Annotated in this window: 12 protein-coding genes; 1 reads left to right on the forward strand and 11 read right to left on the reverse strand. The window is 47.6% G+C overall.

Translation table 11 applies throughout. The features are described 5' to 3' along the window. Positions 1-17: 17 nt before the first annotated feature. The 10 genes from FZD51_RS10070 to FZD51_RS10115 form a co-directional block, all read right to left on the reverse strand. The gene (locus tag FZD51_RS10070) at positions 18-1,082 is read right to left on the reverse strand and encodes a C45 family autoproteolytic acyltransferase/hydrolase (RefSeq protein ID WP_148974650.1); all 1,065 of its coding nucleotides are present in this window, start codon (positions 1,080-1,082) and stop codon (positions 18-20) included. A gap of 959 nt (positions 1,083-2,041) precedes the next feature. Beyond that, on the reverse strand, positions 2,042-2,758 hold the full coding sequence (locus FZD51_RS10075) for a LutC/YkgG family protein (RefSeq protein WP_148974651.1): 717 nt from the start codon (positions 2,756-2,758) through the stop codon (positions 2,042-2,044). After that, positions 2,758-4,185, reverse strand: coding sequence for a LutB/LldF family L-lactate oxidation iron-sulfur protein (locus tag FZD51_RS10080; protein ID WP_148974652.1), 1,428 nt, complete (start codon positions 4,183-4,185; stop codon positions 2,758-2,760). The genes FZD51_RS10075 and FZD51_RS10080 overlap by 1 nt, the downstream gene beginning before the upstream one ends. 27 nt (positions 4,186-4,212) lie before the next feature. After that, on the reverse strand, positions 4,213-4,929 hold the full coding sequence (locus tag FZD51_RS10085) for a (Fe-S)-binding protein (RefSeq protein WP_148974653.1): 717 nt from the start codon (positions 4,927-4,929) through the stop codon (positions 4,213-4,215). A gap of 175 nt (positions 4,930-5,104) precedes the next feature. Further along, a complete protein-coding gene (locus FZD51_RS10090; RefSeq protein ID WP_187445699.1) occupies positions 5,105-6,889 on the reverse strand; it encodes an L-lactate permease in 1,785 nt (594 codons plus the stop codon). Between the two features lie 226 nt (positions 6,890-7,115). Next, positions 7,116-7,835, reverse strand: a complete 720-nt coding sequence (locus tag FZD51_RS10095) for a FadR/GntR family transcriptional regulator (RefSeq protein WP_148974655.1) — start codon at positions 7,833-7,835, stop codon at positions 7,116-7,118. A gap of 84 nt (positions 7,836-7,919) precedes the next feature. Further along, positions 7,920-8,627: a hypothetical protein gene (locus FZD51_RS10100; RefSeq protein ID WP_148974656.1), complete on the reverse strand. Its 708-nt coding sequence runs from the start codon at positions 8,625-8,627 to the stop codon at positions 7,920-7,922. Positions 8,628-8,705: 78 nt separating this feature from the next. Further along, entirely contained in the window at positions 8,706-9,131 is a 426-nt protein-coding gene (locus FZD51_RS10105; protein WP_148974657.1) for a flavoprotein, read from the reverse strand. 74 nt (positions 9,132-9,205) lie between these two features. Then, on the reverse strand, positions 9,206-10,564 hold the full coding sequence (locus tag FZD51_RS10110) for a DUF4179 domain-containing protein (RefSeq protein WP_148974658.1): 1,359 nt from the start codon (positions 10,562-10,564) through the stop codon (positions 9,206-9,208). Continuing rightward, a complete protein-coding gene (locus FZD51_RS10115) occupies positions 10,549-11,121 on the reverse strand; it encodes a sigma-70 family RNA polymerase sigma factor (protein WP_262380879.1) in 573 nt (190 codons plus the stop codon). Before FZD51_RS10115 ends, FZD51_RS10110 begins: the two co-directional genes overlap by 16 nt. A 192-nt stretch (positions 11,122-11,313) precedes the next feature. Here FZD51_RS10115 and FZD51_RS10120 point away from each other — a divergent pair, with 192 nt between their 5' ends. Next, positions 11,314-11,616, forward strand: coding sequence for a DUF5634 family protein (locus FZD51_RS10120; protein ID WP_148974660.1), 303 nt, complete (start codon positions 11,314-11,316; stop codon positions 11,614-11,616). A gap of 49 nt (positions 11,617-11,665) precedes the next feature. On the opposite strand, the gene FZD51_RS10125 is transcribed toward FZD51_RS10120, so the two are convergent. Next, on the reverse strand, positions 11,666-13,711 hold the full coding sequence (locus FZD51_RS10125; RefSeq protein ID WP_148974661.1) for a bifunctional diguanylate cyclase/phosphodiesterase: 2,046 nt from the start codon (positions 13,709-13,711) through the stop codon (positions 11,666-11,668). Positions 13,712-13,773: the final 62 nt, after the last annotated feature.

Genomic DNA, 13,773 nt, shown 5'->3' on the forward strand with positions numbered 1-13,773 from the left:
CATCCCCCCGAAAATGTTTATTTGCTGAACCAGTTTGCATTCTCATCCATATGCAGGAAAGGGATGCTGGTATTCACTTCCCCGGTGATCTGCTGCATATTGAAATCCTCCCCCTGCAGCCAGCTGTCAAAATCAAACTCAACCGGGCTCCGGTTGCCTCCAAGGGCAAACCAGGCTTTACCTTCCTGCGGCAAATAGCCTGATGTATGGATGGTGCCCGCCCAGCTGCTGTATAAATCAGAGAAAACGCCTTTATCTGTATCATTCAGGAGCCTGAACGCCTCCATCGCTTCAGTCATTTCCCCGCCTGCTTCTTGGATAACGGCAAGCCTGCGGAGAGAGTCAACCAAATGATGGCGGTTTTCATCTTTCATGATTTCAAAATGGTTGGTGCAGGCATTCGTCTGCCGGACCTCCACCCGGCGCGGGGAAGTTTCCACCGCAAAGGATTTTCCGCTCTTATCATATACAACGTAAGTGAACGAATGGCGGTGCGGAATTTCTTTTAGCATGCTCACAGCTTCATCGGCATCGGCGCATGACTCGAGAAGCAGCCTTCCGATCATGCAGCAGATAAAGCCGTCGCCGGGCTTTTTGCGGTTCATGAAGTTATAGCCTACGACGAGGCCTTTTTCGTTCATTCCATCCATCCGCCCTGTCACCCGCTGGCTAGGCCCGATGATGGCATAGCCCTGGTCTGAAGGGTGGAAAAGGGTGTAGCGGCCTTCATACGTTTTGGGATGATAGTCGTAGTTGCGGATCATATAGCTGCTGCCTGTCATGATTGAACAGCCGGAGCGGGTATAATCGACCCGGTAGCCGCCGAACTCCTGGAGGACTTTTTGCATCGGCCATTTCAGTGCCTCCTGCAAGCCGAGCAGTTCGTCCCAGATGCCGGGGGCGAACTTTTTGATTGCATCTTTTGCTTCTGATTCATTGATGATGAAGCGCGGTTTTCTTACTTTCCATTGTTCTTCGCGGTTTTTTACAGAAAGCGAGTTTTTGATTTTTTCTCCCTGCATATAGCCAAAGTCATAGTGAGTGCCGCGGAACTGGATGATGTCGCTGTATATTTGTTTCATGGGGATCCCTCTTTTATTTCTTAGATTACCTGATTACACTTGCTTCTTATTAAGGATACTGGAAGGAATCTTGAAAATAAAGCAACTCTTATTGGTAGGGAAGTTGGTGGGCAGGATGTAAAGTGCATGAATAAAAAGCTGAGCCATGCCGGATCAGCTTTTTGACTATTTTTCACTTGTTGATGGGGCTGCTGATTTGCGTTGCAGGCACTTCGCTTTCCGCGGGGCGAAGTTGAGCCTCCTCGCGCTCCGCGCTGTGGGGTCTCAACATTTCCGCTGCAATCCCGCTGGAGTCTTCGTGCCTTCCACTCCAATCAACAGGGTTTTTATAATTTTATGGCATGGTTTCTATCGAAAAGTTGTTTAACACAAAAAACTCTTATTCGGTGGTTACACCCTTTTTTCAATACGGTTCATCTACTCTTTTCCTATTGCTAATGGGAGCTGCTGATTTGCGCTGCAGGCACTTCGCTTTCCGCGGGGCGAAGTTGAGCCTCCTCGCGCTGCGCGCTGTGGGGTCTCAACATTTCCGCTGCAATCCCGCTGGAGTCTTCGTGCCTTCCACTCCAATCAACAGGGTTTTTATAATTTTATGGCATGGTTTCTATTGAAAAGTTGTTTAACACAAAAAACTCTTATTCGGTGGTTACACCCTTTTTTCAATACGGTTCATCTACTCTTTTCCTATTGCTAATGGGGGCTGCTGATTTGCGCTGCAGGCACTTCGCTTTCCGCGGGGCGAAGTTGAGCCTCCTCGCGCTCCGCGCTGTGGGGTCTCAACATTTCCGCTGCAATCCCGCTGGAGTCTTCGTGCCTTCCACTCCAATCAGCAGGGTTTTTATAATTTTATGGCATGGTTGCAGTTGAGAAATAGTGAGCCCTTAACAACTCTTAGTCTGCTAATAAATGTTTGGGGGAACTATTTATTTACTAAACAGCTTCATTTCGTCACCTTCGACCTATAAATCATCCACTACAAGATAGACAGCCTTAACTGGTCCATGGACGCCGACGATTAGGTTCATTTCGATGTCGGCGCTGTTGCTTGGGCCGGAGATGAAGTTGATGCAGGATGGGATTTCTTCTCCTTTGGCTGCGATTTCGTGGATGGCTTTGGCTGCCTGGGTCATTCTTGGTACGATGGTGCTTTTTGGGATGATGGCAAAGTAGATGGCTGGCAGGAGGCTGACGGACCGCCCTTTTCCTTGGCCGCTGAATAGGACAACTGTTCCGGATTCTGCCAGGGTTGTGTCACTGAAGGTGATCCCGATATCGGCGGTTGCTGAAATGGCGAGGTTTTCTTCCCCGGCTTCAGGATCCCATACATGCATATCAATTCCATCGGATTCAAGAGTACTTTGCATGCTGCCGAGCCCGCATTCTTCAAAACGTGGATCATCCCATGTGACGACCGATTTTCCGCCTGTTCCCTTTATCAGTTCTGTTATCAGAAAAGGAAGGTCTGCTGTTACTGTCCGATGCACTTCTGTATGGATGATTTCACATTGCTTGATGAGGACTTCGGCAAGCTCATCCTGTGAAAAGCCCTTCAGGACCTCCCACTGCGGATTATGCTTCCAGACCGGCTTTTCAACATGATTGCGCCGTTCCCGTCCAAGATTCTTCGCCAGGTTATCCAGGAAAGAGGAGCGGTTTTGGATTTGTCCTGCAGGCATTATTTGTCACCCTCTTTTTCTCTCTTTTTGAACCAGTCCCTGAACCGGTCTTTCTTAGGGGCCGGGAATTCGCGGATATCTGTCCAATTTTTCAGCGGGCCGGGTCCTTTGGAGATTTTCTCATCCTTTGAAAAGACGCCAAGTGCCGCCGGTGCCAGCTTTGAACCGATATTGTACATGGCCGGTGAAGCAGTACCCATGCTGAAGGCCTTCATAGAAAGGTTCTCAAAAGCGGGAGCCCTGCCCTCTTTCTCGACGATTTCCTGGCGGTGGCGCAGCAGATGCTCGTGAAGCGGGATCTTCACCGGGCACGCTTCCGTGCACGCAGCGCATAAGGTCGACGCGTAAGGAAGTTCTTTAAATTCATCATAGCCGCCCAATAATGGCGACAGGACCGCCCCGACCGGTCCCGGATAGATGGAGCCGTAAGAATGTCCGCCTACATGGCGGTAGACCGGGCAAACATTGATGCAGGCTGCACAGCGGATGCAGTGCAGGATCGACTGGAAGGCCGTTCCTAATATTTTAGAGCGCCCGTTATCGACGATCACCAGGTGGAATTCCTCTGGTCCGTCAACATCGCCCTCCTGCTTTGGCCCCGTCAGGCCGGTGACATAGCTTGTCAGCTTCTGCCCGACTGCGGCCCTTGTCAAAAGGCTGACCAGGACCTCCATTTCTTCCCAGGTTGGTACAATCCGCTCCATACCCATAACGGTGATTTGCGTTTTCGGGATTGCCGTTACCATTCTGGCATTTCCTTCATTTGTCACAAGAGATACCGTGCCGGACTCTGCAATCGCAAAATTACAGCCGGTGATGCCGATGTCCGCCTCAAGGAATTCCTTGCGAAGCTTTTCCCGTGCAAACAAGGCCAGCTCTTCCGGCTTTTCCGTTTTGTCATAGCCGAGCTTCGCTTTGAACACGTCACGGATTTGTTCTTTGTTTTTATGAAGTGCGGGCGTGACGATATGGGAAGGCGGATCATGGTCATCGACCTGCAGGATCCATTCACCAAGGTCTGTTTCAATGACTTCACAGCCGGCCTTTTCAAGCGCCTCATTCATATTAATTTCTTCTGTGACCATGGATTTGGACTTAACGACCTTTTTTCCTTTTTTCTGTTTTACAACATTCGTGATATAGTCATTCGCTTCTTCCGCCGTTTCCGCGAAAAAAACATGTCCGCCGCGTTTTGCGACATTTTCGCTCAGCTGTTTCAGATAGTAGTCAAGATTTTCTATTGTATGGGAGCGGATTTCTTCGCCAAGCTGGCGCCAGTCTTCCCAGTTCCCAAGCTCTTCCGCTGCATTCAGGCGCCCTGTCCGGAAGCGGCCCTGTGCAGAGGAAACAGCTCCGCGCATAAACGTATCATTGATGCCGCCGGCGACCCGCTCCTTGAAGGGCTTATCCCCAATCTTCATTGCCATGTTTATTCCCCCTCTTTCTCTGCACTTTTACCTGCTGTTCAGGACGGATGCTATGTGCATCACTTTTATCTGCTTGCCGTGCCTCTCGATCCGCCCGCCGATATTCATCAGGCAGCCGCAATCTCCGCCTATTAAAATATCAGCCTCTGATTCATCAATATGCATGACTTTTTCATCAACCATCTGCTCTGAAATCGGTGTCATTTTTACCGAAAAAGTGCCTCCAAAGCCGCAGCAGTCATAGCTGTTCTGGAGCGGCCTCATCTCAAGCCCCTTCACATTGCCCAGCAGCTTCATCGGTGCTTCCTTCACTCCGAGCAGCCTCGTCATATGGCAGGAAGTATGGTAGGTTGCCTTTCCATCAAGCCTGGCACCGACATCCTCAACGCCGAGCACATCAACAATGAACTGCGTCAGTTCAAACGTTTTATCAGCCAAACGCTGGGCCCTCTCTTCCCATTTCGGGTCCCCTTTGAAAATATGGGGATATTCTTTGAACATCGTGCTGCACGACCCGGAAGGAGAAACAACATAGTCTGCATGCTCAAAAACTTTTATCATATGTTTCATCGATTCTTTCGCTTTTTCCACATAGCCGCTGTTATAGGCAGGCTGTCCGCAGCATGTCTGGCGCTCCGGGAAATCGACCTCGCAGCTGAGCCTTTCGAGCAGCTCCACGGTATCCTTTCCCGCTTCCGTCTGGAATATATCGATCAGGCAGGTAACAAATAATGATACTTTCATCGTTTTCACCTTTTCCTTGTTATCGCTTTCAACTTTCTGAAAGCTGATTCTCTTTTCTTACTTTATAGTTTAAATCTTTATAGGTTTATAGTCAACAGGTCATCAGATGACTTTAGTATACTAAAATACTATCCCAAGAAAAAGACAGGCCCCCGTATAGGGGACCTGCCGATTATCACGCTGTTTTTTTCAGCTCCTTGCTTTCCGTACGGTTCTGTTTTTCCCCTTTGTACAGCATCACAAGGATGAAGCCGGCGGCAAGAGCGAGGATGGCTGTCCCTGCATTCAAACCGAAGCCATTGATGGCTGTGTAGCCGATCCCTCCGGCAAAAATTACATAAAAGGTCATCGGGATCAGTGTTTTTCTAATCAAGTTCCCTTCTTTTCCGATCAGGCCTGCAGAAGAGGAAGCAGCCACAACATTATGCACACAGATCATATTGCCGGCTGCACCGCCAACTGCCTGCAGGGCAACTATCGTGGCAGGAGCTGCCATGATATTGTCTGCCACCCCGAACTGGAAGAGCGAAAACATCATATTGCTGATTGTATTGCTTCCGGCCGCAAATGCGCCGATTGCTCCGATTGTCGGTGCTGCAAGCGGCCAGTAGGAGCCGAATACCTCTGATATGCCTTCTGCGAGTGCAAGCGGCATGCTGGTATAGTCAGCTGCATTGACGCCGGAATTAATGAAAACCTGCACCATCGGCACCGCGAAAATAAGGGCCGCCATGGCACTGACAACGGTCTTGAAAGAATCTTTGACCGCCCGGCCGTAAGCCTTCATATTCATCCTGAAAATAAGGATGGAGATCAGCGATACAGCAATGAATACAACACCGGGAATATTAAGCGGCTTGGATTCAACCGTGATGACTGTCCCGAATACATTCTCAAGGCTGATGACCCAGGACTGGATCCAGCCGGCAAATGGCAGGGTCTTCAGTCTTGTCAGGACCAGCAGGACCGCAACAAGGATGTAAGGCATCCAGGCTGCCAGGAAAGAGACAGGCTTTTTCGCAGCGTCTTCTTTATCAACCTGGAGGGTTCCTGTCCAGGTAGGATCCCAGTTGTTTGCTGAATCAAAATCCCAGGACTTTTTCGGAACAAGGAATCCCTTCCTTGCTGCCGGCACCACAATGGCGAGTCCTATCAAACCGCCGATCATGGACGGGAATTCCGGTCCAAGGAGATTGGCCACAAGCGCGTAAGGCACCGTGAATGCGAGCCCTGCGAAAATAGCAAACTTCCAGATGGCAAGCCCTTCTGCAATCGATTTATTTTTGCCGAAGAAATAAGTCAGCATCGTAACCATAAAGAGCGGGATGAAGATCCCGATCACTCCGTGGATCAGGGCAACCTGGCCGCCGATTCCGTTTATGTATGCCTCCATCGTTGTTCCTTGTTCAGCAACATAGCTCTGGACAAGCGGCGAATCCTTCAGGCCTGTATTGACCCCGATCAGGATCGGTGTACCGACGGCTCCATATGATACCGGCGTTGACTGCAGGATCAGGGCAACCATGACAGCTCCCATTGCGGGGAATCCGATTGCCACAAGAAGCGGACCGACAATGGTCGCCGGTGCACCCCATCCTGCGGCACCTTCCAGGAAGGAACCGAACAGCCAGCAGACGATGATCGTCTGAACGCGCCTGTCAGGCGAGATGCTCATAAAGCCTTTACGTATCGTAAAGATGGCACCGCTTTCTTTCAGAGTGTTAAGAAGCAGGATTGCTCCGAAGACAATCACCCCTACTTCAAGGGCGGTCGCCAGGCCTTTGACAGCCGCAGCCCCGATCTGGGCGCCTGGCACCTTCCAGACAGCCAGGGCCATCAGGACGGTTACGATCAGAGATAAAGGCATTGCCTTATTCGCCGGCCATCTCAATATGACTAAAAAAACAAATACCGAAACGATTGGTACGGTAGCAATGAGAGCGAGCATTCCAATACTCATGGTTTTTCTCTCCTTTTTAATAGCATCTTCATTCGTCATGTTAACAGGTCATCAGATGACTTTATTCTATTAAACAGTATAAGTAAAACGCTTTCACATTACAATAGGGAATTTTCAGATATTTACTTTTGCAGGGAGTTTCGTGTTTGGAGGAGGCGGTTCCAATGTGCCGAGCAAAGGGTCATAGAAAATAAAAAAGCCTGCATCCCCCCTCGGATGCAGGCTCTCACTCTTCCATTTCGTTCATATATTTCATCAGGACCTCTTCCACACTATGCAGGTGGTCAAGCATCAGCTGCTGGGCGCGGGGCCCATCCTGGTTCCGGATGCTTTCATAAATGCTCTGGTGCTCGAGTGTGAGTCGGCCCAAAGCTTTTTCTGTGGAATACAGCCAGATTCTCCTTGTCTCACGCATGGTGGTTACCATCATTTCAGAGACATTATTCATCAGGCTGATCAGCAGATCATTTTGCGACGCCTTAGCAATCGCCATATGAAATTGGAAATCCGCTTCTTCCCCAAGCTCTTCATCGCTTGCCTTTTTCATTTGCTCAAGCGCTGTTTCAATTTCAGCCAGCTGCTCTTCCGTACGCCTTTCTGCAGCAGCGCTGACGGCACCGACCTCAAGGATCCTCCGCACCTCCAGAAGATTTTTTACATCTGTCTTTTTCATCAGCATGGCTGTATATACTGGAAGTGTCAGCATATTGGATTCAAATTCCCTGATATAGGTTCCTTCTCCCTGATGCATTTCCACAAGTCCCATGGCACGCAAAGCGCTCAAAGCCTCCCGGACGGCAGACCTGCCGACCTGAAAATTTTCAGCCAGCTGCTGGACCGAAGCAAGCTTATCTCCCGGCTTCAGCTCTCCTGACTTGATCATATCCATTAGCGCCTCAGCAATTTCTTCATATATCTTACGCGGTTTAATCCGTTTATAGTTCACATGGCTCACCCCATTATCCTTCTGATTCTGATTTTATAGCATAATGGATGAACGGACAATGCGGAGAGGCCTGCTAAATTCTTTTTATCTGGCATAGGGTTCAATCAGCGGCTTTTCAGCCCGGTAATACAGCTGGGCATCAGGCCCTGAGATTAATACGCCCTTCCCATCCTTTTCAATATAAATGACTGACTCCAGGCCGCTTCCCCATTCAGGCTCTGTCCCGGAAAGAAGATAAGGAAATCTTTCATCATGATTCTCTTCCATCGTTATTTCCCTGTACCATTCTTCACTATCAAAATTTTCCCTGGTCCATGTTCCTGTCTCCAGCAGTGCTCCCTGGCGGAGAACGGCCTGTTCTGCTGATGGGTGCAGCAGGACCACTTCTGCATTCTCAACACTGGCCAAATAGACGGCAGGATCCTTTGTGTCAAAGACCCCATGGTAAAACATAGCAGCTGCAAGTGAAGCCCCAAGCAAAGCAAAATTGGCGGCAAACCCCAGCCAGGCAAACCGCCGGTACTTTGCCCATCTTCCTTCTTTGCCCCTGGAGAAAAAATAGAGAATCCATACCCCGAGAGGCAGTATCGGCAGCCGGATGAGCAGGCCGTCACTTTGCCAGTTAATTGAAAAAGAAAAGAGTCCAATAAACATAATGAGGATGATTTTTAAAACCTTTGGCTTTTCATCCTGCTTTTTATATAAAACGATTGCGGCAATCACAACAGCTGCATAAGCCAATAAGGTGGCTGCCCATTCTACTGCGTTACCTGTAAAATCCAGATTGATCATGAAGTTCCCCTCCTGCTGGTTCCATTTACTGTTATATGTATGATAACAAAGAAAAAGGACCACTGTGCATGGCCCTGTTCAGATATGCTGCTGGAGCGGCAGGCTGCCGATTCTCTCCGGGGAAATCCCTGTTTCTACATAGCTTCTGGCCAGCTTCCAGCTTCCTTCTCCGTCCTTTTTGAAGGTATCGAAAAAGAGATTGGCCGTCCCAAGCCTTTCACCCTTCATAATGAGGGAAGCCGACAACACCGCCATCACTTCATCCTCCTTCAGCGGAATGACAGCCAGCTCCTTCAAATCCCAGATCCCTTCATTCTCTTTTACATACAGAAAGCCCTGCTCCCAGCCTTTGACCGACTCCTCGTAGCCAAAATCATCAATTTGATTTCCGCGGATTTCCCTTGCTTGATAATCCTTAGAAATCAGCTCTTTCATTTCTTCAAGCGATGAGTTCCTCCAAACCTGGAGATAATGGTTGAGAAAAGCTCTGAAATCCTGTTCCATTGCTCAGCCTCCTGTATATTCTTGTGGAGTTAACCTTCTACAATGGGAAGAGAATATCCTTTTCCTGAAAGGAATTATTTGATCGGTACTTCCATTTGGAATTCTTCTATAAGCTCGGGAGCCTTTTCATTAAAATATCTGATGGAAAGCCCTTCATCCGGCGTATTCGGGAACACTTCTTCAACAAGATAAGCTCCACCGCCCAAATAGTTCCGGGACTTCTCGATGCCATGATAAAATTCCCCTTTTTTATCTGTCAGCATAAACTGAAAATCATTCAGAAATGCCAGTGAGCTTGTATATTTATAGGCAATTGTAAGTGTTTGGTCTGCCCTTTCAATTTTATCTATTTCAATGCTGCCCATCTCTCCCATCTGGAAGGCTGCTTCAGTTGAGAGCGGGGTGCTACTTACAGGCGTATCTTCTTTAAACCTGTTTGAAGTCCCATTTATCACCTGTATGGTTACGGTTGACGAACCTTTTTCCACTTGCTCGAAAAACTCTTTGTATTCAGTCACACTGTACCATTGGCCGTTTTCTTTTGTCTGGGTCCCCATTCCCATTGTCCAATTGTTTAAATTCCTTAAAACTTTGCCATTTTCATCAATAAGCCTGATTGTATGAGACGGATAGGGCTCCCTATTGTTATATGGCTCCTTATATCGGAGATTAACCGATGTAGTCAGCGGGCTCAGCTTAATACTCTTTAGTTCTAGTACTTTGTTTTCCCACTGTTTAACCATATTTATGGGGATGGTTTTAATATCCTCTGATTTTTCAACAGGGAACTGGAACCGGAACGAGAAGTCCTTTTCCCATTTGTAAGATTTGTCTGTTGTAGCTTTATATAGAAAGTCCACCTTTATTTTATCCGGCATTTCGCCTTTATCATAATCGTACGTAAAGGTTGAGATGCCTGCCACTTTGTTTTCAGAAATCTGTTCATCCCTTACACCATTCCTGGAGATACCCTCTTCAGAATGATTAAGGGGTATATAAGCATCGATTTGTTTATATGAGTAATTATTTATCGGCTTTTCTGATTCAATCACATAACTGATTGAGAGTCTGCGTCCGTCGTAAACCGCTTCCTTTATGCTCATCTTAATCCCATCTTCCTGCTTTTCTAAAGATAAAAGCGATACATTTCCGTCGTTTGAGGCCTTTTGGAGCCCTTCATCGCCAAAAAGGCTGAAGATGGAATCAAAGAAAGGAAAGTTTGAAAAAGCAAATGCCTTTGTTCCTGATCCGTATAAAGCCAAGGAACCTGCCAAAGTAAAAAGGAGAACTGCAGCTGCTGCAATCGATTTGATCCGCCATTTAAAGAATAGTGGTTTTTCACTGTTTTTTATGCAGTCCTGCACCTTCTGTCTGTCCTCTGCAGTAAATTCCACCTCACTAAATAGATCTTTGCTTTTTATATCCTGTCCCATTGCATGTCCTCCTTTCTCAATATCGCCCCGAGCTTTTCCCTTCCCCGTTTCAGTCTCGTTTTGACAGTATTCTCTGATATACGAAGAGTGGAGGCTACCTCTCCAACTGTAAACTCCTGATAATAGTATAGAAAAATGACCTCTTTATATTTCGGGCTTAAAGACATGATACAATCCCTGATTTGCCTTTTATGGTCTTTTTCGAGTAATTCTGCCTCAGGGCTATCCGCATGAGGTGTTGAGTTGTCCTCCTGTTTACCTGGTAAAAGTATCCTTTTGAAATACGCACTCTTTAAATGGTCTTTGCACTGGTTAATGGTGATCCGGTACAGCCAGGTCTTCAGGGAAGACTCCCCTTTAAACTTTTGCAGGCTGGAGCTGCAGCTGATAAATACATTCTGTACAATATCCTTGGCCAGCCCGGCATCCTTTACATAAGAGAAAGCAAGCGTTGCAAGCTCCGTTCCGTATGTAACCATGATTTCTTCTAATATTTCTTCCAAATTTTCATTCTTTGCCAAATCCGGATTAAAATCCTGCTCACCTTCTATATACACCAAAACCCACCTCCTTGTTTAAAATTCGTGATTTGACGAGGTGCAGCAGCTGAGGGTTTCAAAATTTTAAAAAAAACAAATAATTATCATTATATCTCACACTTTTTTACAAGTAACTCCTTTCACTGTGAAGAATAAAACCTAAGAACCAAGCCATATTAAAAGCAGATAACAACGAAGGGAGACAGCACAATGGAATCAATGACGCGGGAGCAGATTCTGGCGGATTTGCAGAGGTCTTTTGAGGGCTATTTGAATGAATACGGCGCGGACAGCATTGGCACTTTTGAGGAGCCGGGCCAGGGCGGGCGCTATTATTTCGGCTGCACGGTCAAGAAGGATGATCGGACGTACCATATACATACACCTTTTGCGCAGCAGGAGGATGGAAGCTTTACGGCTCTTGGAAACGGCTGGACGGCTGAGACGGATGATCCGATGCTCCAGGATAAAAGGGGCTATGGAGACCTGGAAAGTGCACTCAAAGAAATTTAGCATATAGAAAAGGCAGGCTGGACTGAAAGTGTCCGGCCTGCCTTCTTTATTAAACCAATGCTTCTTCATGTCTGTTCTGTATCCAGTCCTGCAGCTCTTCTTCTTTCAGCGGGCGGGAAAAATAATAGCCCTGCACATGCGGCGATTCGCTTAAAGAAGCAATAAAGTCGATCTGGTCCTGATATTCTGCTCCCTCGATGACGACCTTTAAATTCAGGGAGCAGGACAGAGAAATGATGGCCCGCAGGATGGCCGAATCCTTTTCTGACATCGGCACCCCGTCGACGAAGGATTTATCAATTTTGATGGTCGAAATCGGTATTCTTTTTAAATACGAAAGAGAGGATACGCCTGTACCAAAATCGTCCAAGGCGACAGAAAGCCCCATTTCCCTGAATTGCGCCACTGCCTGAACGGCATTCTCGATATCGTGGATAACGCTGGTCTCCGTGATTTCCAGTTCAAGCAAATCGCTGCTGATCGCATATTTCTCAAGATTATCTTTTAATATGTTCAGCAGTTTGGCTGAAGTCAGATAAGGGCCCGGGATGTTAATGGAAATCTGGTGAAGGGCTGCCCCTTCTTTTCGCCAGTATGACATCTGCATGCACACTTTTTCAATCACCCAGTCTGTGACTTCGAAAAGCTTCCCGCTTTCCTCCAGGATGGGAATGAAAACGCCTGGCGAAATCATGCCATGCCTGGGGTGGTTCCAGCGCAATAATGCCTCCATGCCTGAAACTTCCCACGTGCTTGAGGAGATTTTCGGCTGGTAGACAAGAAAAAGGTCACCATTTTCCATAGCAAGTGTGATATCCTTAGCCAGCTCCTTTTCAAAGCTGTAGGTATGGACAACGGGATTATATTCAATTACCTCATGCTTATACTTGGTCGTCGAGTGCTGTAGTACGGCCATTGTGCTTGAAAACAATTCTTTATGCGGCTGTTTATCACTGGCTGAACTAACGGCACACACCATATCGATCACAAGCCGCTGTTTTCCGATGATCAGCGGCTGGGTGAAGACCGCCATGATTCTATGCAAGGCTGCCTTTATTTTTTCATAATCATGCTCCCCGGAGGCGAACAGCGCAAAACGATTTCCTTCAATGCGGTATGCCTTCATTTCCTGTGGAAGAAGGCCATTGATTCCTCCATGGACAGACTTAATGATTTCGTCCCCGAATGAATAGCCAAAACCGCTGTTCCATTTTTCCAGGTCATGGATATGGATGATGGCCAGGCCTCCTTTACCCCCATTTTTTAAATCCTGTTCAAACTGGCGCTGGTTCGGCAGCTTTGTCAGCGGATCAAAATAGCTCAGGCGGTATTCAACATACCGGTCCAGCAGGCTCGTCAGGCCGGAAATGGCAAGGAGAATCAAGATTCCCGCCGTGATGACGCCGATCAAGAGCCTCATATCCATACTATGCATTTCATGCAAAGCATGGCCCAATGGCGCATCTGTATAAAAAACAACAGCGGCCATTCCGGTGTAATGCATACTTGTAATCGCAAGGCCCATGATAAGAGCCGTGGCTGCTTTTACCAGAAATCTGCCCATATATTTCTGCAGCACAGAAAATATATACAAGGCAACATAGGACACCACGACAGCAATGAGGATGGAGGCGGCAAACAGGCCCGGCTTATAGCTGTATTCAGCTTCCATCTTCATGGCAGCCATACCGAAATAATGCATGGCTGAGATGCCCATCCCCATGATGGCCCCTGAAATAGCAGATGGCCAATGAGTGCTATTCTTCCGGTTGCTGATATAAAAAGCCAGATAAGAGGCCAAAAAGGCAGGAAGCACAGAAACAATTGTCTGCGCCAAGTCATATTTCATCGGAATCGGCAGCATGAACGCACTCATGCCAATAAAGTGCATGGACCAGATGCCGAGCCCCATGGCCATGGAAGACAGCAGCAGCCAGAACCTCTGCTGGAAAAAGCTCGGCTGCTGCATCCGCTGGTTCATGGATAGTGCGGTATACGACGCACAGCAGGCAATAATGATGGAAAGAAGAACGATAGGAACAGAATAATGGCCTTGCAGGATATGAATATTCTCGGAGTCTGGGACAGTAAACATGGATGTTTGACCTCATTCATTTTTTAATAGGCAGATTCTACTGGTTATATCGGCTTGTTTTC

This window comes from Bacillus infantis, from assembly GCF_008180445.1.
Classification (GTDB): Bacteria; Bacillota; Bacilli; order Bacillales; family Cytobacillaceae; genus Bacillus_AB; species Bacillus_AB infantis_B.

What these genes read in the sequence shown, in the direction of transcription:
- FZD51_RS10125 (WP_148974661.1), bottom strand. Translation starts at nt 13,711, where the DNA reads ATGTTTACTGTCCCAGACTCCGAGAATATTCATATCCTGCAAGGCCAT.
- FZD51_RS10070 (WP_148974650.1), bottom strand. Translation starts at nt 1,082, where the DNA reads ATGAAACAAATATACAGCGACATCATCCAGTTCCGCGGCACTCACTAT.
- FZD51_RS10100 (WP_148974656.1), bottom strand. Translation starts at nt 8,627, where the DNA reads ATGATCAATCTGGATTTTACAGGTAACGCAGTAGAATGGGCAGCCACC.
- FZD51_RS10120 (WP_148974660.1), top strand. Translation starts at nt 11,314, where the DNA reads ATGGAATCAATGACGCGGGAGCAGATTCTGGCGGATTTGCAGAGGTCT.
- FZD51_RS10110 (WP_148974658.1), bottom strand. Translation starts at nt 10,564, where the DNA reads ATGGGACAGGATATAAAAAGCAAAGATCTATTTAGTGAGGTGGAATTT.
- FZD51_RS10085 (WP_148974653.1), bottom strand. Translation starts at nt 4,929, where the DNA reads ATGAAAGTATCATTATTTGTTACCTGCCTGATCGATATATTCCAGACG.
- FZD51_RS10090 (WP_187445699.1), bottom strand. Translation starts at nt 6,889, where the DNA reads ATGAGTATTGGAATGCTCGCTCTCATTGCTACCGTACCAATCGTTTCG.
- FZD51_RS10080 (WP_148974652.1), bottom strand. Translation starts at nt 4,185, where the DNA reads ATGGCAATGAAGATTGGGGATAAGCCCTTCAAGGAGCGGGTCGCCGGC.
- FZD51_RS10075 (WP_148974651.1), bottom strand. Translation starts at nt 2,758, where the DNA reads ATGCCTGCAGGACAAATCCAAAACCGCTCCTCTTTCCTGGATAACCTG.
- FZD51_RS10105 (WP_148974657.1), bottom strand. Translation starts at nt 9,131, where the DNA reads ATGGAACAGGATTTCAGAGCTTTTCTCAACCATTATCTCCAGGTTTGG.